The sequence below is a fragment of the Micromonospora sp. URMC 105 genome (assembly GCF_051386295.1).
In the GTDB taxonomy this organism is placed as follows: Bacteria; Actinomycetota; Actinomycetes; order Mycobacteriales; family Micromonosporaceae; genus Micromonospora.
In genome coordinates this window covers 58,233-76,994 of sequence record NZ_JBPQTL010000011.1, presented here as the reverse complement: position 1 = coordinate 76,994, position 18,762 = coordinate 58,233, and the positions used below count along the sequence as shown (strand labels likewise).

The 18,762-nt window shown below is 71.3% G+C and carries 24 protein-coding genes; 14 read left to right on the top strand and 10 right to left on the bottom strand.

Annotation, left to right across the window (positions count from 1 at the left end; all coding sequences use genetic code 11):
* Positions 1-33: 33 nt before the first annotated feature.
* The 3 genes from ACSNN7_RS06470 (at position 34) to ACSNN7_RS06460 (ending at position 3,587) form a co-directional block, all read left to right on the top strand.
* Positions 34-1,287: a YncE family protein gene (locus ACSNN7_RS06470; RefSeq protein ID WP_436679723.1), complete on the top strand. Its 1,254-nt coding sequence runs from the start codon at positions 34-36 to the stop codon at positions 1,285-1,287.
* Positions 1,288-1,362: 75 nt separating this feature from the next.
* Positions 1,363-1,962 (top strand): TetR/AcrR family transcriptional regulator, encoded by a 600-nt coding sequence (locus tag ACSNN7_RS06465; protein WP_436679722.1) that lies wholly within the window; start codon positions 1,363-1,365, stop codon positions 1,960-1,962.
* Entirely contained in the window at positions 1,959-3,587 is a 1,629-nt protein-coding gene (locus tag ACSNN7_RS06460; protein ID WP_436679721.1) for an isovaleryl-CoA dehydrogenase, read from the top strand. The genes ACSNN7_RS06465 and ACSNN7_RS06460 overlap by 4 nt, the downstream gene beginning before the upstream one ends.
* On the opposite strand, the gene ACSNN7_RS06455 is transcribed toward ACSNN7_RS06460, so the two are convergent.
* Complete coding sequence (locus ACSNN7_RS06455; protein ID WP_436679720.1) at positions 3,556-4,782, bottom strand: MFS transporter; 1,227 nt, start codon at positions 4,780-4,782, stop codon at positions 3,556-3,558. The genes ACSNN7_RS06460 and ACSNN7_RS06455 overlap by 32 nt on opposite strands.
* Positions 4,783-4,960: 178 nt before the next feature.
* A complete protein-coding gene (locus tag ACSNN7_RS06450; protein WP_436679719.1) occupies positions 4,961-6,016 on the bottom strand; it encodes a S8 family serine peptidase in 1,056 nt (351 codons plus the stop codon).
* Positions 6,017-6,100: 84 nt separating this feature from the next.
* Here ACSNN7_RS06450 and ACSNN7_RS06445 point away from each other — a divergent pair, with 84 nt between their 5' ends.
* The gene (locus ACSNN7_RS06445; RefSeq protein ID WP_436679718.1) at positions 6,101-6,247 is read left to right on the top strand and encodes a hypothetical protein; all 147 of its coding nucleotides are present in this window, start codon (positions 6,101-6,103) and stop codon (positions 6,245-6,247) included.
* Positions 6,248-6,299: 52 nt separating this feature from the next.
* On the top strand, positions 6,300-7,169 hold the full coding sequence (locus ACSNN7_RS06440) for an NAD(P)-dependent oxidoreductase (RefSeq protein ID WP_436679717.1): 870 nt from the start codon (positions 6,300-6,302) through the stop codon (positions 7,167-7,169).
* A gap of 83 nt (positions 7,170-7,252) precedes the next feature.
* On the opposite strand, the gene ACSNN7_RS06435 is transcribed toward ACSNN7_RS06440, so the two are convergent.
* From ACSNN7_RS06435 to ACSNN7_RS06420, 4 genes are all read right to left on the bottom strand, one after another.
* Positions 7,253-8,785 carry an amino acid permease gene (locus tag ACSNN7_RS06435; protein ID WP_436679716.1) on the bottom strand — a complete coding sequence of 511 codons (1,533 nt, stop codon included), beginning with the start codon at positions 8,783-8,785 and terminating at the stop codon, positions 7,253-7,255.
* Positions 8,786-8,873: 88 nt separating this feature from the next.
* Positions 8,874-10,787, bottom strand: coding sequence for a beta-propeller domain-containing protein (locus tag ACSNN7_RS06430; protein ID WP_436679715.1), 1,914 nt, complete (start codon positions 10,785-10,787; stop codon positions 8,874-8,876).
* Between the two features lie 97 nt (positions 10,788-10,884).
* Positions 10,885-11,235 (bottom strand): hypothetical protein, encoded by a 351-nt coding sequence (locus ACSNN7_RS06425; protein WP_436679713.1) that lies wholly within the window; start codon positions 11,233-11,235, stop codon positions 10,885-10,887.
* A gap of 97 nt (positions 11,236-11,332) precedes the next feature.
* Positions 11,333-11,782 (bottom strand): VOC family protein, encoded by a 450-nt coding sequence (locus ACSNN7_RS06420; protein WP_436679712.1) that lies wholly within the window; start codon positions 11,780-11,782, stop codon positions 11,333-11,335.
* A gap of 109 nt (positions 11,783-11,891) precedes the next feature.
* On the opposite strand from ACSNN7_RS06420, the gene ACSNN7_RS06415 reads away from it, so the two are divergent.
* Positions 11,892-12,317 (top strand): TIGR03668 family PPOX class F420-dependent oxidoreductase, encoded by a 426-nt coding sequence (locus tag ACSNN7_RS06415; RefSeq protein ID WP_436679711.1) that lies wholly within the window; start codon positions 11,892-11,894, stop codon positions 12,315-12,317.
* A 65-nt stretch (positions 12,318-12,382) separates the two neighbouring features.
* Here the strand turns inward: ACSNN7_RS06415 and ACSNN7_RS06410 are convergent, their stop codons facing one another.
* Both ACSNN7_RS06410 and ACSNN7_RS06405 read right to left on the bottom strand, forming a co-directional pair.
* Positions 12,383-12,775, bottom strand: a complete 393-nt coding sequence (locus tag ACSNN7_RS06410) for a DUF2267 domain-containing protein (protein WP_436679710.1) — start codon at positions 12,773-12,775, stop codon at positions 12,383-12,385.
* A gap of 73 nt (positions 12,776-12,848) precedes the next feature.
* A complete protein-coding gene (locus tag ACSNN7_RS06405; RefSeq protein WP_436679709.1) occupies positions 12,849-13,268 on the bottom strand; it encodes a DUF2267 domain-containing protein in 420 nt (139 codons plus the stop codon).
* Between the two features lie 278 nt (positions 13,269-13,546).
* Here ACSNN7_RS06405 and ACSNN7_RS06400 point away from each other — a divergent pair, with 278 nt between their 5' ends.
* Both ACSNN7_RS06400 and ACSNN7_RS06395 read left to right on the top strand, forming a co-directional pair.
* Positions 13,547-13,948, top strand: coding sequence for a hypothetical protein (locus ACSNN7_RS06400; RefSeq protein ID WP_436679708.1), 402 nt, complete (start codon positions 13,547-13,549; stop codon positions 13,946-13,948).
* A 174-nt stretch (positions 13,949-14,122) separates the two neighbouring features.
* Positions 14,123-14,353: a hypothetical protein gene (locus tag ACSNN7_RS06395; RefSeq protein WP_436679707.1), complete on the top strand. Its 231-nt coding sequence runs from the start codon at positions 14,123-14,125 to the stop codon at positions 14,351-14,353.
* Positions 14,354-14,609: 256 nt separating this feature from the next.
* Here the strand turns inward: ACSNN7_RS06395 and ACSNN7_RS06390 are convergent, their stop codons facing one another.
* Positions 14,610-14,861 (bottom strand): hypothetical protein, encoded by a 252-nt coding sequence (locus ACSNN7_RS06390; RefSeq protein WP_436679706.1) that lies wholly within the window; start codon positions 14,859-14,861, stop codon positions 14,610-14,612.
* A complete protein-coding gene (locus tag ACSNN7_RS06385) occupies positions 14,858-15,127 on the bottom strand; it encodes a DivIVA domain-containing protein (protein WP_436679705.1) in 270 nt (89 codons plus the stop codon). Before ACSNN7_RS06385 ends, ACSNN7_RS06390 begins: the two co-directional genes overlap by 4 nt.
* Positions 15,128-15,391: 264 nt before the next feature.
* Here ACSNN7_RS06385 and ACSNN7_RS06380 point away from each other — a divergent pair, with 264 nt between their 5' ends.
* From ACSNN7_RS06380 to ACSNN7_RS06355, 6 genes are all read left to right on the top strand, one after another.
* Positions 15,392-16,282 carry a helix-turn-helix domain-containing protein gene (locus tag ACSNN7_RS06380; protein ID WP_436679704.1) on the top strand — a complete coding sequence of 297 codons (891 nt, stop codon included), beginning with the start codon at positions 15,392-15,394 and terminating at the stop codon, positions 16,280-16,282.
* On the top strand, positions 16,275-16,496 hold the full coding sequence (locus ACSNN7_RS06375; protein ID WP_436679703.1) for a DUF397 domain-containing protein: 222 nt from the start codon (positions 16,275-16,277) through the stop codon (positions 16,494-16,496). The genes ACSNN7_RS06380 and ACSNN7_RS06375 overlap by 8 nt, the downstream gene beginning before the upstream one ends.
* A 122-nt stretch (positions 16,497-16,618) precedes the next feature.
* On the top strand, positions 16,619-17,014 hold the full coding sequence (locus tag ACSNN7_RS06370) for a YbaB/EbfC family nucleoid-associated protein (protein ID WP_436679702.1): 396 nt from the start codon (positions 16,619-16,621) through the stop codon (positions 17,012-17,014).
* A complete protein-coding gene (locus ACSNN7_RS06365) occupies positions 17,007-17,321 on the top strand; it encodes a type VII secretion target (RefSeq protein WP_436679701.1) in 315 nt (104 codons plus the stop codon). Before ACSNN7_RS06370 ends, ACSNN7_RS06365 begins: the two co-directional genes overlap by 8 nt.
* Positions 17,322-17,335: 14 nt before the next feature.
* Positions 17,336-18,463 carry a WXG100 family type VII secretion target gene (locus ACSNN7_RS06360; RefSeq protein ID WP_436679700.1) on the top strand — a complete coding sequence of 376 codons (1,128 nt, stop codon included), beginning with the start codon at positions 17,336-17,338 and terminating at the stop codon, positions 18,461-18,463.
* Complete coding sequence (locus ACSNN7_RS06355; RefSeq protein ID WP_436679699.1) at positions 18,463-18,747, top strand: hypothetical protein; 285 nt, start codon at positions 18,463-18,465, stop codon at positions 18,745-18,747. Before ACSNN7_RS06360 ends, ACSNN7_RS06355 begins: the two co-directional genes overlap by 1 nt.
* The last annotated feature ends 15 nt before the right edge of the window (positions 18,748-18,762 follow it).

The following is an 18,762-nucleotide window of genomic DNA, read 5'->3' as shown; positions in this document are numbered from 1 at the left end:
GAACTTCGGTGGGAGTGGCGGTGTCACCGGGGCATGATGCCAACGACAAGGATTTCGCGTCGTACCCTGCTGACCGGGCTCGCCGGTGCGGGCACCGCGGCGTTGGTCGGCTGCGATCGCGCTCGGCACCCGAGTCAGGCCCGTGCCGTCACCATCCCTGACCCACTGCTCGTCGAGGTCGACGACGGGCTCGGACTGCTGCGTGGTGCGGACCGGCAGACGATCCCGCATTCTCTCGCCACCGCCGACGGGCGGGCGATCTACGCGACCGCACCGGAGGGCGCCGACACGGCCCTGTGGCGGATCGACACCGCCACGGGCGCCACCTCCACCCGGGTCGAGCTGCCCGGACGCTGGGTGCCGCAGACCGTCTCGGCCAACGGCACGGTGGCGTTCACGTCGAACGAGGTGAGCGCCACCAAGGGGCGCCCGGCGGGGCGGGAGGTGACCCCACTGCTGATCGCCGACGGCACCGGCGTCCGGCACCGGCTAGATCTGCCGGGCAACTTCGTCCCCGAGACGTTCACCGCTGATCTCGCCGGGCTCTTCGTCCTCGAGTGGCTTCCGGCGACGGCGCCGGACCGCTACCGGGTCCGCGTCGTCGATCTCGCCACCGGGACGCCCGGTCCGCTGCACACCCGCGCGAAGGAGCCGGTGCCGCCCGGCGCCGAGGAGGAGATGCGCGGCGACGGACGCCAGGCGGTGCTCTCGCCGGATCGCAGCACCCTCTACACGCTCTACACTCACCAGCCCGATCACCAGCACACCCGCGACCTCGTCAGCGGGCGGCCGGGTGACGTGCACGCGTTCGTCCACACGCTGCACCTCGGCGAGCGGTGGGCGTACTGCATCGACCTGCCGCATCCGTTCGGCGCGGCGGCCGCGATCGGCCACGCCATGACGATCAGCCCCGACGGCGGTCGGCTCTTCGTCGCCGACGTCACGTCGGGCACCATCGCCGAGATCGACACCGGGGAGCTGACCGTACGCCGGACGTTCACGCAGCCCAGGGGTGCCGGGTCCGCACACGCCGCCGCCGACGGCGACCGCCTCTTCATCGGCGCCGGCACGGTGGTCCGGACGACGGATGTCACTCGTCCCGGCCGCGCGGCTGACTGGCGGGTCCGCGAACCCGTCTCCGGTCTCGTGCTGAGCCGCGACGGCAGACGCCTCTACGTGGGCCAGCACGATGGCGTGAGCTGGCACGATCCCGGCACCGGCACCGCACTGGGCCGGGTCACCGTCCCCCGCCTCGCCGGCGTGCACGGCCTGGCCGGACAGGCCTGACGGTGCGGCACTGGGAGTGCCCGTCACGCGGTTGCCGCCTTGTCACCAAGGACTGAATGATGGTTCAATCCTTGCGTGGTGTACCGGAGCACCGACCGCGTGAAGGCCCGGCTGAACGCGTCCCGGGAACGGATCATCGCCGCGGCCCTGGGAATCATGGCCGAGCACGGGTATGCCGGCTGTTCCGTCGCCGCCGTCGCCGAGCGGGCCGGCCTGGCGACGGGCAGCGTCTACCGCCACTTCCCGACCAAGGCCGACCTGTTCGCCGAGGTGTTCCGCACGGCCTCGCAGCGGGAGGTCGACGCGGTCGCGCGCGCCGCGGCGCTGGAGGCCACCGCCTTCGAGCAGATGTCCGCCGTCGTACAGACGTTCGCCGGGCGGGCGCTGCAGTCCCCGCGGCTGGCGTACGCCCTGCTCGCCGAGCCGGTCGACCCGGCGGTCGACGCCGAACGGCTCGTCTTCCGCCGGGCGTACGCCGAACTGATCGCCGGCCACGTCGCGGCCGGGGTGGCGAACGGTGAGCTGCCTCCACAGGACCCCGACCTGACCGCGACCGCGCTGGTCGGCGCGCTGGCCGAGGCCATGGTCGGTCCGCTGGCCGCCGGGGTCGCCGGCCCGGACACCATCCCCGCCCTGATCGCCTTCATCCACCGCGCGCTGGGAGTTTCGCCGTGACGACGCACGAGGTGTTCAACCAGGTCCCGCCGCTGGCCGGCTACGACGCGGCGGACGACGCGGCACTGCTCGACGGGCTCGAGCGGGAGGGCGCCGGCTGGGCCGCCGCCGAGCTGCACGAGCTCGGCCGGCTGGCCGGCGGCGAACAGGCCATCGAGTACGGGCGGCTGGCCAACGAGCATCCGCCGGCCCTGCGCACCCACGACCGCTTCGGCCATCGGATCGACGAGGTCGAGTTCCACCCCGCCTGGCACGAGCTGATGCGCACCGCGGTCACGCACGGCCTGCACGCCGCGCCCTGGGCGGACGACCGGCCGGGCGCACACGTGGCCCGGGCCGCCAAGTTCTACGCGTGGCGCCCGGACGCCGGGCACGGCTGCCCGATCTCGATGACCTACGCGGCCGTACCGGCGCTGCGGCACGACCCGGAGCTGGCCGCGCAGTACGAGCCGCTGCTCACCGCCACGACGTACGACTTCGGGCTGCGCGCGCCGCTGACGAAGCGCGGGCTGCTGGCGGGCATGTCGATGACGGAGAAGCAGGGCGGCTCGGACGTACGCGCCAACACCACCACCGCCCGCCCGGCGCCGGACGGCACCTACCGGCTCGTCGGGCACAAGTGGTTCACCTCCGCACCGATGTGCGACGTCTTCCTCACCCTCGCGCAGGCGCCGGGCGGGCTCACCTGCTTCCTGGTCCCCCGCGTCCTGCCGGACGGCACCCGCAACCCGATGCGCCTGATGCGCCTGAAGGACAAGCTGGGCAACCGGTCCAACGCCTCGTCCGAGGTCGAATACGAGCACGCGGTCGCCTGGCGCGTCGGCGACGAGGGGCGTGGCGTCCGCACGATCATCGACATGGTCAACCTGACCCGCCTCGACTGCGTCATCGGCGCGGCGGCCGGGATGCGCCAGGGGGTGATCACCGCCGCCCATCACGTCACCCACCGGCAGGCCTTCGGCCGGTACCTCGTCGACCAGCCGCTGATGCGCAACGTGCTGGCGGACCTCGCGATCGAGTCCGAGGCCGCCACCGTGCTCATGATGCGTCTCGCCGGAGCGACCGACCGATCCGCGCGCGGCGACGCCGGCGAGACCGCGTTCAAGCGGCTCGCCCTCGCGGTCGGCAAGTACTGGGTCTGCAAGCGCTGGCCGGCGCACGCCGCCGAGGCCCTCGAGTGCCTGGGCGGCAACGGCTACGTCGAGGAGTCGGGCATGCCGCGGCTGTTCCGCGAGTCGCCGCTGAACTCGATCTGGGAGGGCTCCGGCAACGTCGCCGCACTGGACGTACTGCGCGCTCTCGTCAGGGAACAGCAGGTCATGGAGGCGTTCCAGGCCGAGGTGAACGCCGCTGCCGGCACCGACGCACGGCTCGACGCCGCGGTCCGCCAGGTGCAGGCCGACCTGTCGAACGGCGAGGACCTCGAACTGCGGGCCCGGCGCGTCGTCGAGCGGCTCGCCCTGGTGCTGCAGGGCTCACTGCTGGTGCGGCACGGCCACCCCGCCGTCGCCGACGCCTTCTGCGCATCCCGGCTCGGCGGCGATCACGGTCAGGCGTACGGCACCCTGCCCACCGGCGTCGACTTCGCCGCGATCATCGCCCGCGCCACCCCGAAGGTGAGCTGACCGCAGGTTGCGCCGGTCGGACGACGGCGAGGAACAGGGCCAGGGCGACGGCCTGGATGGCGGCGACGGCGACGATCACCGCGGTGATCGAGTAGTCGTAGAGGGCGCCGGTGAGCAGCCCACCGACCAGGGTCGCCCCGCCCAGCCCGGCGGCGAAGATGCCGTAGGCGGTGCCCCGCCGCGCGGCGGGGACGATGTCGGCGATGGTCGCGCGCATGGTGGACTCCTGGACGCCCAGCACGGCGCCCCAGGCCAGGACCCCGGCGACCGCGAGCGCCGCGGTGGTGGTGAAGGCGGCCAGCGGGATCAGGGCGGTCAGCACGGGCACGGCGGCCAGTACCCGCACGCCGGCCCGGTCGTACAGCCACCCGGAGGTCAGCGCGGCGAGCGCGTCGACGCCCATCGCGGCGGCGTACACGACCGGGATCAGCGCCACCGGTACGACGTGCCGCGTGGCGAGGTGGAAACTGAGCACCCCGAAGGTGGCGTAGCCGGCCGTGGTCACCGCCGTGAACGCCAGATAGGTCCAGAACACGCGGGGCAGCCGGCCGCCCGGCGCGGCGGGTGCCGCGCCGGGTCGAGGGCCCGGTTCGAAGCGGCGCGGGTCGGGCACGCCGGCGCGTAGCCACAGCAGCAGGAGCATCGCCGCCACGGCGGGCACGGCCAGGGCGAGGAACGCGGGCCGGTAGTTCTGGGCGGTGGCGGCCAGGACGGCGGCGACCAGCAGCGGCCCCGCCACGCCGCCGGCCTGGTCGAGCGCCTCGTGGACGGCGAAGCCCTTGCCGCGGCCGACGGCCGCAGCGGCGTGCGAGAGCATGACGTCCCGCGCCGGGCCGCGGATCGCCTTGCCGGCGCGCTCCGCGACGAACAGCGCCGCCGCCAGCCACAGCGCGGTGGCCAGCCCGAGAGCGGGCACGGCGACCATGGTCACGGCATAGCCGACCAGGACGAGCGGCCAGTAGGCGCGGGTCCGGTCCGCGAGGGGTCCGGTGCCCAGCCGCCCGGCCAGGGCGGTCGCCTCACCGGCGCCGGTGACCAGCCCGACGACGGTCGCGGACGCGCCGAAGGTGGCCAGATAGGGGCCGATGACCGACCGGGCGCCCTCGTACACCACGTCCGACAGCAGGCTGACGACACCGAAGGCGGTCACGAACCGCCACGGCGTCCACCTGCGGGTGAGCGCGGCGCCTCTCACCCGTGCAGTCTGGCCCACCGGCGAGCCGGCCGGGCGTGGATCAGCCCAGCGGCCCGGGTCGTGGCGGGCGGAACCCGGGTGGGGATCCAGCCCGCCACAGAGGCCGCGTCTCAAGGAACAGGCGTCAATGGTCGGGGTGCTGGCACGCGGTGAGCCGCAGCCGGTCGACCCGGTCGGCTCAGGTGCGGGGTGCCGCCACGGCGGCCTGGGCGTCGACGATGCCCCGGCCGTAAGCCGGCGTGTAGACACCGCGCAGGCCGACGACCGGGGTGCGGGCCGTAGACATCAGGACCGAGTACACGTTGTCGAGGCTGCGCTGCTGGGCGAAGAGCAGGGCCGCGACGCCCGACACGTAGGGGGTGGCCATCGACGTGCCGGCGTAGGCGTCGTAGTCGCCCTGCCCGCAGCCGGCCGAGCCGGTGCCCAGCGGGACGGTGGACCACACGTCGTCGTCGCAGTTGACGAGGCCGGCGCCACCGGGAGCGGCAACCGCCCTCAGGTCAGCCTTCACGCCGAGGTTGGAGTACCACGCCTTCGCCTCGTTCCGGTCGGTGGCGGCGACGCAGAGAGCGCCGGCTTCCCAGGCCGGGGTGCCGCAGAGCGGTGCCGTCTCGTTGCCGGCGGCGGCGATGACCGCGACGCCCTTCGACTGCGCGTACGCGATCGCCTCGGTCGCCGACGACTCCAGGCCGGTGAGGGTGAGTGCCTGGGCTCCCGGCAGCGCACCGAGGCTGAGGTTGACCACCTTGGCACCGTGGTCGACCGCGAAGCGAATGCCAGCGGCGATGTCGGCGAAGCTGCCGCTGCCCGCCTCCAGCACCTTGATCGGCATGATCTTCGCGCCGGGAGCAGCGCCCGCGACGCCGACCCCGTTGTTGGCGGCGGCCGCGATGCCCGCGACGTGCGTGCCGTGCTCGTCGCCGGCGTCGGCCTTGCCGTTCGGGCCCCGCCAGTCGCCGTTGCCGCAGGAGGTCGAGCCACAGTCGACGAAGGTCGCGCCGGGCACGAGCTTGGACGCCAGATCCGGGTGGCCGAGGTCGACGCCGGTGTCCACGACCGCGATCACCACACCGGCACCCGTGCTGGTCGCCCAGGCCTGTTCGGCGTGGATCTGCCGCAGGCCCCACTGCTTGTCGTACAACGGATCGGTGACGGCTGCCCAGGCGGGTGTCGCGGCGGCGACGACGAGCGCGGTGGCCAGGGCGGTGCCGGCGAGTTTTCTGGCGATCGACACGAGACGACTCCTCAGGATGCGACAGCGCTTCATCTATGGATCGGTGATCGCGCGCGAAACGCAACAGCCGAGGTTCACGCCGCCGTGGTCGAACAGGGAGTCCTTCCAGCCCCCGAACGAGTAGTACGAGACCGGGACGGGGATCGCCACAACTTCGCCCTCTACCTCATGCACGAGGACAAGGAGAAGACCCTCACCTCGTACGGCAAGAACGTGATCACGCACGTCTGAGCCGTCGGCCGTACCTGCGGCATCGGGTGGGGGAAGTTGGCAGGATGGGGCCATGGCCACGGTCGCGGTGATCGGTCTGGGTGGGATGGGCAGCCGGATGGCGGGCCGATTGCTCGATGCCGGCCATGACCTCGTCGTCTGGAACCGCACGCCGCAGCGGGCCGGCGAGCTCGTGGCGCGTGGCGCGGTCGCTGCCGGCAGTCCGGCGGAGGCGGCACGCTGGGCCAACCTCGTCATCACCATGCTGTCCGGCCCGGCGGCGCTTCAGGAGGTGGTCGAGGGCCCGCAGGGCATCGCCGCCGGTGCCACCGACTCGACGACGCTCGCGGAGATGTCCACCGTCGGGCCGCCCGCGGTGCGACGCTTGGCCGCGATGCTGCCGGATGGTGTCGGTTTGCTCGACGCGCCGGTGCTGGGCAGCGTCACGGAGGCCGAGTCGGGTTCGCTGCGGATCTTCGTCGGCGGGCCGGAGGAGCTCGCCCAACGGTGGATGCCGCTGTTCGGCGCTCTCGGCTCGCCGATGCACGTCGGACCGCTCGGCGCCGGCGCGGCCGCCAAACTGGTCGCCAATTCGACCCTCTTCGGGGTGCTCGCCGTCCTCGGTGAGGCGCTCGCGCTCGCCGACGGGCTCGGACTGCCGCGCGACATCGCGTTCAACGTCCTGTCCGGCACTCCCGTCGGCGCCCAGGCGGATCGGCGGCGGCCGGCGATCGAGTCGGACGACTTCCCGCTCCGGTTCGCGCTGTCCCTCGCCCACAAGGACGCCGATCTGGTCGTGGCGGCCGCGGAGTCGGCGAATGTCGAGATGCCGGTCGCCGCGGCCGCTCGGCAGTGGGTCGTGGCAGCCCAGGAAGCCGGCCTCGGCGACCGGGACTACTCGGCCGTGCTCGCGCACATCACCGGCACTGCCCGAGCAGGCTGAACCCGGCCGCCGGCGGGCCGGTCCCGGTCGTGAGGCACCGGTGGCGCCCGCGCCGGACGCCGTCGGCCGCGACGATCGGCAGGTCAGCGCGGCGGGGGCGAGGAGGAGCCGAAACCGGTGTCGAGGTCCGGCTGGCCAGGCATCGGCGGAGGTTCCGGTCCGTCGTGGGCGAGGCGACTGCGACGGCGGCCGTAGAGGAAGTAGACGACGATCCCCAGCGCCATCCAGGCGAAGAACCGCAGCCAGGTCTCGACGGTGAGGAACAGCATCAGCACGACGCAGGCGACCATCGCGAGAACCGGAATCACCGGTCCCCAGGGCACCCGGAAGCCGCGCGGCAGGTCCGGCCGGGTCCGGCGCAGGATGATGACCGCCGCCGCGACGAGGACAAACGCGAACAGGGTGCCGATGTTGACCAGTTCCGCGAGTTCCGCCAGCGGGATGAACCCGGCGAGCACGGCGACCACCACGCCCACGATGATGGTGATGCGGTGCGGGGTGCCGAAGCGCGGATGCACCCGCCCCAGCCAGCGTGGCAGCAACCCGTCACGGCTCATGGCGAACGCGACCCGGCTCTGCCCCAGCATCAGGATCATGACCACCGTGGTCAGCCCGGCGAGCGCGCCGAGGGTGATCAGGTTGGCGATGAATGGCTGCCCGACGGCCTTGAACGCCGCAGCCAGCGGCGCCTCCGTGTTCAGCTCGGCGTAGTTCTGCATGCCCACCACCACCAGTGAGACGGCGACGTAGAGGGTGGTGCAGATCGCCAGCGAGCCGAGGATCCCGCGCGGCACGTCGCGATGCGGCACCCGGGTCTCCTCGGCCGCGGTGGCCACGATGTCGAAGCCGATGAACGCGAAGAACACCAGCGCACCCGCGGCGAAGATGCCGCTGATCCCGAAGTTGGCGGGGGCCTGCCCGAAGACGGCCTCCAGCAGGGTCGCACCGGCGCCGGAACCGCCCGCCGCCGGCTCGGCCGGCGGGACGAACGGCGTGTAGTTCTCGCCCTTGACGAAGAACAGCCCGGCGACGATCACGAAGAGGACCACCGCCACCTTGATGGTGACCACCACGGCGTTCAGCCGCGACGAGATCTTGATGCCGGCGACCAGGACCCCGGTGAGGAGCAGCACGATCAACGCGGCGGGCAGGTTGAACGCCGTGCCCTCGCCTCCGCTGAGGGCGGCCGGCAGCGTCACCCCGAGCGTCTCCAGGAACAACGCGAAGTACTGTGACCAGCCCACGGCCACCACCGCGGCGGCGAGGACGAACTCCAGGATGAGGTCCCAGCCGATGATCCACGCGATCAGCTCACCGAGCGTCGCGTACGAGTAGGTGTAGGCGCTGCCGGCGACCGGCACGGTGGACGCGAACTCCGCGTAGCAGAGCGCGGCCAGCGCGCAGGCGATACCGGCCACGACGAAGGAGAGCGCGACCGCGGGCCCGGCGGTCTGGTTCGCGGCCACCCCGGTCAGCACGAAGATACCGGTGCCGATGATGACCCCGATGCCGAACACGGTCAGGTCCAGGCCGGAGAGGTCCTTGCGAAGCCGGTGCTCCGGCTGCTCCGTGTCGCGGATCGACTGCTCGACCGACTTCCTGCGCAAGAGGCTCACAGCCAGTCCCTTCACCGTCTCCCTGACCTGATGTCGCCGCTGCTCCCGAATGACCCGAATCGTGACGAACAAACCTGGCGCCGGCCGGTCACGTCGTGGGCAGCCAGCCGAGGGTCTTCATGGTGGAGAGGCTGGTCGCCTTGAGGCCGGCGTGGGAGACGGTCCAGAGCACTCCGTCGACCACCAGGGACCGGCGGATCGACGCCAGATCCTCGGGACGCCCCGTGCCCAGCGTGTGGTCGATCGTGCCGACCTCGGTGAACCCGTCGTCGCCCACCCGCAGCGCCAGCGCCACGTTGCTCGGCAGGCCCCGGTCGTGGACGATCAAGGGGATCACGACCAGGCGGTCGGCAGGCCAGTAGAGGAACGCGTGCGGGTCGAACTCCGCTTCGGAGTGCCCCTCCTTGACGTGGTACTGACCGATCCGGGTCGGCGTGGCCGGGTCGGCGACGTCGAAGAGCGAGAGCTGGGTGCCCTGGACCTGGCCCCGGGCGGACGCCTCCTGCCCGACACCGAGCAGCCGTCCTTCGCCGGCCGGGTGCAGGTACGCCGAATACCCGTTGATCTTCAGCTCGCCGCTCACCTTCGGCGCCTTCGGATCACGCAGATCGACGGTGTAGAGCGGGTCGGTCTGCCGGAAGGTGACGACGTACCCGGTGCCGCCGGCGAACCGTACCGCGTAGATCCGTTCCCCCTTGCCCAGGCCGGTGACCGTGCCGACCTGGGTCAGCGCCGTGCCGTCGGCGCGCAGGACGTACACGCTGGACGTCGAGTTCGGCCTGTCGCCCCAGGTACGGCCACGGGTGGTGGCCACTCTCAGGTGCCCGTCCCACTCCGACATGGCGTACTGGTTGACGAGCCAGCCCGGCACGGACGCGGCGGCGACGTACCGCGGGGCACCGGCGCCCGAGATGTCGAACTGGTAGATCTCGGTGGTCTCGTCCTTGGGATCGGGTGCGGCGTTCCGCCTGGTCAGCATCGGCAGCACCCGCCAGCGCTGGTCGTTGGCGACGTACAGCCGGGGTCCGTTGCTGTAGACGGTGTCGCCGTCGGCGATCACGGTGACCGGGTCGCCGGCGCCGAGCGTGGCCGCACCGAGGTCGAAGCTGAGCACGGTCACCAGCGACGTGCCGGAGTAGGTGGCCGGCCGGCTCACCCGTTCGCAGCCGATTCGTCCCGCGCTGGTCCGCCCGCCGGAGGTGACCTCGTACCGGGGCAGCCAGTCGTCGGCGGTGGCGTTGTCGATGATCGCGCGGTTGTCGGCGGCGCGCTGCTCGTCGGTGGCCCGTTCCCGGTACGGGAAGTTCAGCCGGGGTGTGGAGCGGACCACGACCCGGACCGTGGTGCCCACCTGCCGGGCGTCCACCAGATTGCCGTCGATCCGGTACTCGCCGATGATCTTCGGCGCGCCGGACAGGTCGACCATGATCAGCTGAGGGCCGACGATGCCCTCCGGCATTGCGGTCCCACCCCCCGGGACGGCCGGTTTCGTCATCCCCGCCCACCCGTCGCGGCGCAGCACCAGCGCCCGGTCACCCTGCAGCAGCAGGGCGTCCTCCGACCCGCCGACCTCATCGGCCCTCGGCGCCAGGTCCAGCTCCCCGGTCAGCCGCCGGGTGGCCGGGTCGGCCACGTACAGCTTGCCGCCGCTCACGGTGACGATCCGTTTGCCGTCGGTCTTGACCAGGTCCGGTTCGTCGGCCCCGGCCTCGTGCGTGTTGGTGACCGAGTGGCCCGTGGACGCCGCGTCCGCCGACCCCGCGGCGGGGGCAGCCTTCTCGGCGCGGCCGAAGGTACGGATGTCCCCGTCCGACCCGAACCCCCAGGGCCCGACGTACGCCTTGGCAGCCGTCTTCAGCTGCTTCAGCGCCTCCGCGCAGGAGTCGAACGCGACGAGCCGGAACCCGCCGGCGGGCACTCCCCGGTCACGTGGCGGCGCGGGGACCGGCTCGGCCGTACAGCCGGTGACCAGCGCCAGGCCGGCGACCAGGGCCAGTCCCATGGCTCGGTGGACGCGGTTGGCGGCTGTGGGATGGGGGGCGCTGCTACCCGTCATGCCCCTACGACGTGGCTGTCCCGGGCTCGGTTCCCGGCGGCTTTCAGCGGGGTCGGCTCAGCCGCTGCCAGACGCGGCGCAGGTCCGCCTGCACCGGGCGGTGGGCCGCTTCCTCGACCACTGCGGCCGGTGGGTCCTCGCCCGGCTCGCGCATCTCGGCACCCGGTACCGACAGCACGACGCCCCGCTCGTACAGGTCGGCGATCTGCTCCCGGTGGGCGAAGCGGTGGGACTGGTCCGGCCCCGACGGCGCCACGATGATGCCGTGGAAGATGTCCTTCGGTTCGTCGGTCAGCACGTGCTCGACCACGCCGACGGGCACCGAGTCGACGTCGTAGACCCGGATGCCGACGGGAAGCGCGAGATACGAGACCTTCGCGCCGAGATCCTCCACGACGTCACCGTACCCGCCGCCTGACCCACCAGAGGCCCGATCACGATGGCCGGCCCGGCCCTGACCAGGGGCAACGGGCGGCGGGCGCACTTCACGCTCAGGCGGTCGTGGCACGACCCATCTCGGCGAGGATCCCAGTGCCCTGACCAAGCTCGATCAGATAGCCGTCCGGGTCGCGCAGGTAGCACCGGATCTCGCCACCGTGGTCCTTCGGCTCGGTCAGGAACTCCCCGCCCCGGGACCGCCACTGCTCATGAACGGCCCGGACGTCGGTGACCCGGATGTTCATCGCGCCGCTGAGCGTGCGCGAATCCCGCGGCGCCTGGGCCTGCACATCCGGCTTGTCGTCGGTCGGACCGCCCTCGCTGTTGATCACGATGTAGCTGTTGTGGAAGCGCAGGATCGCCGGTTGGCGTTCCCGCACCACCGTCGCCCCGAGCACCCGCTGGTAGAACTCGCGGGAACGGTCCACGTCCCGCACGATGAGCAGGTGGGTGAGCACCACCCCGCCCTCGGGCTGGAAGTAGTCGGGCGCCTCGCCGGCCATCACGCCTCCCCCGGATCCGATCGGCAGGGCGTACCCGCTTGCGGAGCCGGCACACCCCCACGGGCCGCAACCGGTCACCACGACCGGTGCCGGCTGTTACCGTCGGGCCGTGCCCGCCGACGACATCCGGCATCGGGTCCGGGCGGCCAGGGTGGCCCGGCTGGCCACGGTCGGCGCGGATGGGCGTCCCCACCTGGTGCCCGTGTGCTTCGTTCTGCTCGACGATGTCGTCTACCACGCGGTGGACGAGAAGCCCAAGCGCCACCGGCGGCTGCGCCGGCTGGAGAACCTCCGGGCGACTGGGCAGGCCTGCCTGCTGGTCGACGAGTACGACGAGGACTGGTCGCGGCTGTGGTGGGTCCGGCTGGACGGGCACGGCCGGCTGGTCGAGGACCGCACGGAGGAGGCCACGGCCCGCGCGGCGCTGGCCGACAAGTACCCCCAGTACGTCCAGCGGCCACCGGCCGGACCGGTGATCGCGGTAGCGGTCACCGGCTGGTCGGCGTGGTCCGCGGCGGCCGAGCCGCCTGGGTGAGCGCCGGTCCGGGCTGTTTTGCCGCCACCCGCGCACCCGTGGATCAGGCCTGGACGTGGTCGGGTTCAGCCCGCGATGCGGCGGTCCACCGGATGGAGCAGCCGCCGGATGTCCTTCGGTAGCTCGGACTCCAGGCCCTTGAGGTCCTCGGCGTTCATTGCCTCGCGCAGGGTCGTCAACACGGCCCGGGCAACCTCGGCGCTCCGGTCGTCATCCGTTCCGGCGCGGACCCCCACCTCGTTGAGGAACTCCACGAGGTCCAGCTGTTCGGCGAAGTCCACGTTCTTGTGCAGGTACCCGCGCAACTCCTCAGGGAGCCGCGCGGCCAGGTGCCGCGCCTCGCCGCCACTGACCCGTTCCGCCAAGGTCGTCAGCGTGGCTCCGACGGCGTTCGCCGCCTCCGGCGCCGGCATTCCGGCCCGCTTCCCCACCGTTTCGAGAAATTCGGCGTAGTTCACCAGTTCCCCTTCCGGACCAGTCGCGGCGCGTCGCGGCGTTCGTGACTCGTTCCCTCTCGCGCAACTGCGCGGGCTACGAGCCGGGGCGCTGCCCGCCACGGGCACCCACCGGTTCGATCACCTGCTGGAACTCCTTCGGAAGCTGGGCCAGCGCGTCCTCGAACTGGTCCCGAGAAACAGCCTCACGCAGCGTGGTGAGCACCGCGCTGACCCCGGCACCGGCGCGCTCACGATCGATGGCCGGGCGGTCCGCCACCCGCCGCACGAACTCGTCCAGCCCGAAGGAATTGGCCGGTTCCTTCCTTCGGTGCGGCGGCGGCTGGCGCAGGTGATCGTCGAGCCCCTCGGGAAGCTGGTAGGCAAGGTTCTCCGCCTGGCCGGCGCTGATCCGATCTGCCAACGTCTGCAACGTGGCGCGGGTGAGCGTCGCCGCCTCATCGGTCGACATCTTTGCCCGTGTGGCCACTGCGTTGATGAAGTCCTGGTATTCCACCTGATTCTCCTCTCCGGCCCGATCGCCGTCGCACCGTCACTTACGACCCCCTGACCTCAGTGCGCGCGATCGCGCACCTCGCTGACCGGGTGCCGAGCGAACTGGTACCTCGACAGCCTCCTGGCGCGGGGGGTGACCCTGCCTCACCCCCATCGGGCGAATCACCGAGGCGCGCGGGACCGTTGCTGACACCTCCTACCGTGATGGCGCTGCCGTCCGGGTGATCGATCACGGACGGCAGCCCACCCCGAGAACAGATGGACCCAGCAGGAGACCAGGTGAGAAGCAGGAAGTTCAGTCCCGTCGTGATCGCCATCGCCCTCGTGGCGCTCACGGGCTGCGGCAGCGACGGGGACGCGGAGAAGGAGTACGTCAGGAAGCTGACCAAGGCGGGATTCGACTCGGTGACGGTGTCCCCCGAGACGAGGACGGACATGCGTAAGAACCGCAAGCGCACCCGCACCGTCGCCTACAACTTCACCTGGTCGGCGAACACCGACGCCGACCCCGCCACCTGCGAGGTCACCCTCCGGCACCCCGCGCATTCGTCGGGGAGCCTGCGCGGAGACCACTGGAACATCGAGGAGGTCAACGACAAGGATGTCGAGGGCTGGGGCGGGAAGAGTCCCGATCCGGAGACGGTACGGCGGCTGCTCCGCGAGCACCGCTACGACTGCTGACGTACCCCAGGAGTGGTCCGGAGGGCGCATGGACGGCAACCGTCAGAACTATCTCGGGACGCGCCCTTCGTCATCGTGAGTGGCCTGGGGGGCACGCCTCGGGCCGACCGCGGATCCAACTGGGAGGAATCGGTCCCCGGTCCGACCTACGCGGAGATTTCGGAGGTTGGTGCCATGGGGATGGTGGTGGCTGCCCGGCTGATCGAAGCCGGCACGAACGAGGTCCGGTACGAATTCGGGTTCGAGGACGGGTTCGATCGGATCCTCGTGATCGATCCCAGCACTCTTGAGGCACGTGTCGAGGATGGCGATTTCAACTCGGCCGCCAGCGCCATTACTGCAAAGATCGTGAGTCTTTGGCGGTCCAGCGGTGAGTTCCCCGCGAGGATGGTGTTCGCCGGGTAGGCGGCGCAGGAAGCCGGATCCCCAGCGCTCAACATGCTGACGCTGCTGGGCAGCGAGATTGCCGAACTCACCTCCGTTGGCACCTCGACCACTTCGGCTTCCACCCCGAAACCGCGCAGCGCCGTGGCAGGCCAGGAGCGCACCACCGTGAAGTGGCAAGCCGCCTCTGGGTCGGAGAGGCAAAAGGCGCGGCGGGGTCTGCAGCAACAGGGCCACGAACATCAGGCGGAACATCAGCGCCGACACGCTCGTGTTGTCAGCGGCGGAGGCGACGGGCGCAGGGACCGTCGTGGTCGGCGCGGAGCAGGCAGCGTCGGCCGCCGGGCATCAGCAGGTCGCAGAAGACCCGATGACGTACGTTCTGGTGGTCCTCGGCGGAGACGGTGGTCTCCCCGGGGTCGGTCTGCGGCAGCACCAGCAGCCACCGGCCGATCACCCGGGCCAGGCGCTGTGCGGCGGGCAGGTCGGTGGCGACGACCGGCAGATGGATGACGTACCGCTGAGTCATGCCTCGGATCCCCGATCGGCGTGGTCGCTCTGCTGGCGACGCAGCGCGTCCCTGGCACAGGCGGCTTCCCGTCGGCTCGCGGCCAGGGCCGCGTAGACGGCGGCCATGTCGACGGCCACCCGGTCGAGGAAGGCGTACACGTGGTCGGGCTCGAGGCCGCGGCGTCCGAACCCGGCCGGCTTGAAGCGGCGCTCACGCACCTGCCACGGCAGCAGCGGGGTGTACGGCACCTCGCCGTAGGTCGGCCGTTGATTGCGGACGCTCATCTGCTGCCTGCCTCTCCTGTCGGATGGAAGGGGTGGGGCCACTCGCCCTCCCCGCACGCGCGGACCCACCCCGCCCTGCCACCGCAGCTTCCGATCAGCGGTACGGCACCAGGACTTGGTAGTCATCGTGTGACAGTGCGCAGTGGAGACGCAACGTTCCATAGCAGAATTCTTGGTTCGAGCATTGACTTCTTTTACTGCAACCGATATGAGTTACGTGGTCGCGCTACGCAGTGTTGCGGAATGGAATCAGGGAGTGCTCGGGTGACAGAGGACGTCGGATCGACCGTGCCCCGGCGGCAGCTCGGGCGGTTGCTGCGCCAGTTCCGCACCGAAGCCGGGGTGACCCTGGACGCCGCCGCGGAAGCCCTGGAATACAGCCGGCAGAAGATCTGGCGCATCGAGAGCGGCCTGGGGCCGGTGCGGGTGCTCGACGTCAAGGCGATGTGCGAGCTGTACCACGTGTCGCCGGAGATGACCGAGGCGATGCGGGGGCTGGCGGCGGAGACCAAGTCCAAGGGGTGGTGGCACGCGTACGGGGACGCAGTGCCGAGCTGGTTCGAGCTGTACGTGGGGTTGGAATCCGCCGCCGCGCATCTACGCCAGTACGAGGAGACCCTGATCCCCGGACTGCTCCAGACCCGCCAGTACTCACTCGGGCTCGCCCGACTCGACCGTCCCTCGGTAAGCGAGGACGAGCGCGAGCGGGCGGTCGAGGTGCGGCTGCAACGTCAAGGGCTGCTCACTCGACGGCTCCCCCAGCCACCGCAGCTCGACGCGATTCTGTCGGAGGCGGTGCTCCGCCGCAGCGTCGGCGGCCGAGGCGTGATGATCGGGCAGCTCAGTCGACTACTGGAGTCGGCCGAGCTGCCCAACGTCACCGTGCGGGTGCTGCCCTTTGCCGCCGGTCCACACTCCGGAGCGGTCGCCGGCTCCTTCGTCATCCTCGACTTCCCAGCGACCAAGGGCGGCCGAGCCGCGCCTGAGCCATCGGTTGCCTACAGCGAATCTCTGACCGGGGCGCTGTACCTCGACAAGCCCGACGAGCTGGCTGCGTACCGGGCGGCCTGGAAGAGTCTGGATGCGCTCGCGCTCGATGAGGCACAATCGACCGACATGATCAAGACGATCATCGGGGAGCTGCGGCATGACTGACCTGACCGGCGCCGTGTGGCGCAAGAGCACCCGCAGCGGCGGCAACGGCGGCAACTGCGTCGAGGTCGCCGACAACCTCCCCGGCATCGTCGCCGTCCGCGACTCGAAGGACCCGGCCGGTGCCACACTCACCTTTCCGCCCTCGGCTTGGTCGACGTTCGTCGCCGCGGCCGGCACCCATCCCACCGACTGGCCGATGACGATCACGGCGTGACGGGCTCTTGATTCGCCGCCGGATGCGGGACCTTCCCAGCCGGCATCGGGGGGCGCGCACGGAGCGCCACCGGTTGGTAACGTGACGACGGTTCGCGCCGGCAGGAGTTCACGGAGGCTCATATGTGGACAGATGAGGCTGCGCTCGACGCAGCGGATCGCCGGCTCCACCAGTGGGAGTCCAACCTGGCCGAGCGGGCGGAGCGGGCACAGAGCCTGTCGGCGCGGGTCCAGGCGCTGACCGGCACCGCCACCAGCGCCGACCGAGCCGTCACCGTCACCGTCGATGCCACCGGCGCGCTGTCTGGCCTGCGGCTCGACGAACGAATCCGGCAGCACCCCGCCGCGCACACCGCCCAACTGATCCTGGAGATCACTAGCGCCGCCCGGGCCGACCTGCTCCGGCAGGTCACCGAGGCGACCGCGGGCACCCTCGACCAAGACGACCCCACCGGCCAGGCCATCGTCGAGTCGTACCGCAGTCGCCTGCGGCCGGACCCGGGCGAGGCCCATGCGTGACGGCATCCTGGTCGACCCCGACGACCTGACCCGGCACGCGGCGCGCCTCGACCGCAGCGCCGACAGTCTCGACACCGCCAAGCAAGCTGGCCAGCACATCCAGCTCAGCGACGGCGCGTACGGGCAGTTGTGCGTCATCGTGCCGGTGCTGCTCGACGGCCTCCAGCGGACCCTCGTCGCCGGCATCGGCATCGCCGCCTGGTCGGTACGTGACACCGCCGGCCGGTTGCGCACCAGCGCAGACAACTACCGGCGCACCGACGACCACGTTGAGCGGCAGCTCCGCCAAGCCGGGGGCCGGGGGTGACGGCCAATCCCCTCGTGGCCACCGCGGCCGACACCGCCCCTACGCCGTGGGCGGGAGTCTGGATCTGCGAGGACATCGAACTCATCGCCCAGGGCATCCGCACCGGCAGTTGGATCGACGGCAGTCTCGGCGTGGTCAGTGCCGGTCTCGACGCGCTCGCCTTCGTCTCCGACCCGGTCGGCGCACTCCTGCAGTACGGCATTGCCTGGCTCATCGAGCACGTCAAACCCCTCAGCGAAGCCCTCGACTGGCTCGCCGGCGACCCGGCACAGATCACCGCCCACGCCCAGACCTGGCGCAACGTCGCCGGGTCACTTCGCGATGACGCCGCCGAGCTTGCCCGCGCTGTCGCCAACGATGTCGCTGGATGGGGCGGCAGCGCCGGCCCCGCCTACCGGACCTGGGCCGCCGAGCAGCAGCAGGCCATCATCGGCCTCGCCCAGGGCGCGGACACCCTGGCCGCGATCACCGAGGGGGCGGCCGGTCTGGTGGCCGCCGTCAGGCTGCTGGTCCGCGACGCCATCGCCACCTGCGTCTCCCGCCTCATCGTGTACGCAGGCGAACTGGTCATCACCGGCGGGTTCGCCGCGCCGCTGGTGGTGGAGCAGGTCACCACGCTGGTGGCCAGCTGGGGTGCGCGGATCGCGAAGCTCCTGCGCGGTCTGCTGGCCAGCCTGCGCCGCCTCATCCCAGAAGTCCGCCGACTCGGTGACCTCATCGAGAAGCTCAAGCAGGCACTCGGGCGGCTACGGCGAACAGAGGTGGACCCGGACAGCCTCAGTAGGGTTCGTGGCAGAGGGACTGGTCCTCGAGTGCCGATGAACCTGGGGTCAGTGGAGAGCATCGCAGCCAAGTACGGAATCGACATCTCGGACATCCAGGTCACCATCAACAACCGCGTCTCGGGGGTTTGCGGCCTGACCAAACCCGACGAGTCGGTCATGCTCTGCCGAGAGGCCTTCCGCAGCGAAGAGGATCTGGCCCGTACGCTCGAGCATGAGCGATTCCATGTCGCCGAACTACGCGAGGGACGTCCCTACCCGGCGACCCGTCGCGATATCGACGCCTTCGAAGATCGGGCCTATGCGCATGAGGAACAGTGGTGGACCAACCACTCGGTCAGGCCGGAGGGAGCGCGCTGATGGCAACGTTCGATGAATGGCTGACGGCCTACGACGTCGTGTACCGTGCGCTGCCGGCGGCGTCCGATCTTGCCTGCCCGAACTGCGGCCACCGGACGCTCCGGATCGTCTTCACGGCACGACCCGCCGCCGGACACGGCTACGCCTCGTTCTGGTGCGACACCTGCCTCGAGGGGATCTACGTGTCGCGAGCCCTCATCCCCGGCGGAGTCACCGCCCGCTCGACGGACGAACCGGCCGAGGCCCGCAACCGCGGAATACCCGACTACCGCCTTGTGACGTAACGCCGGAGCCCAGAT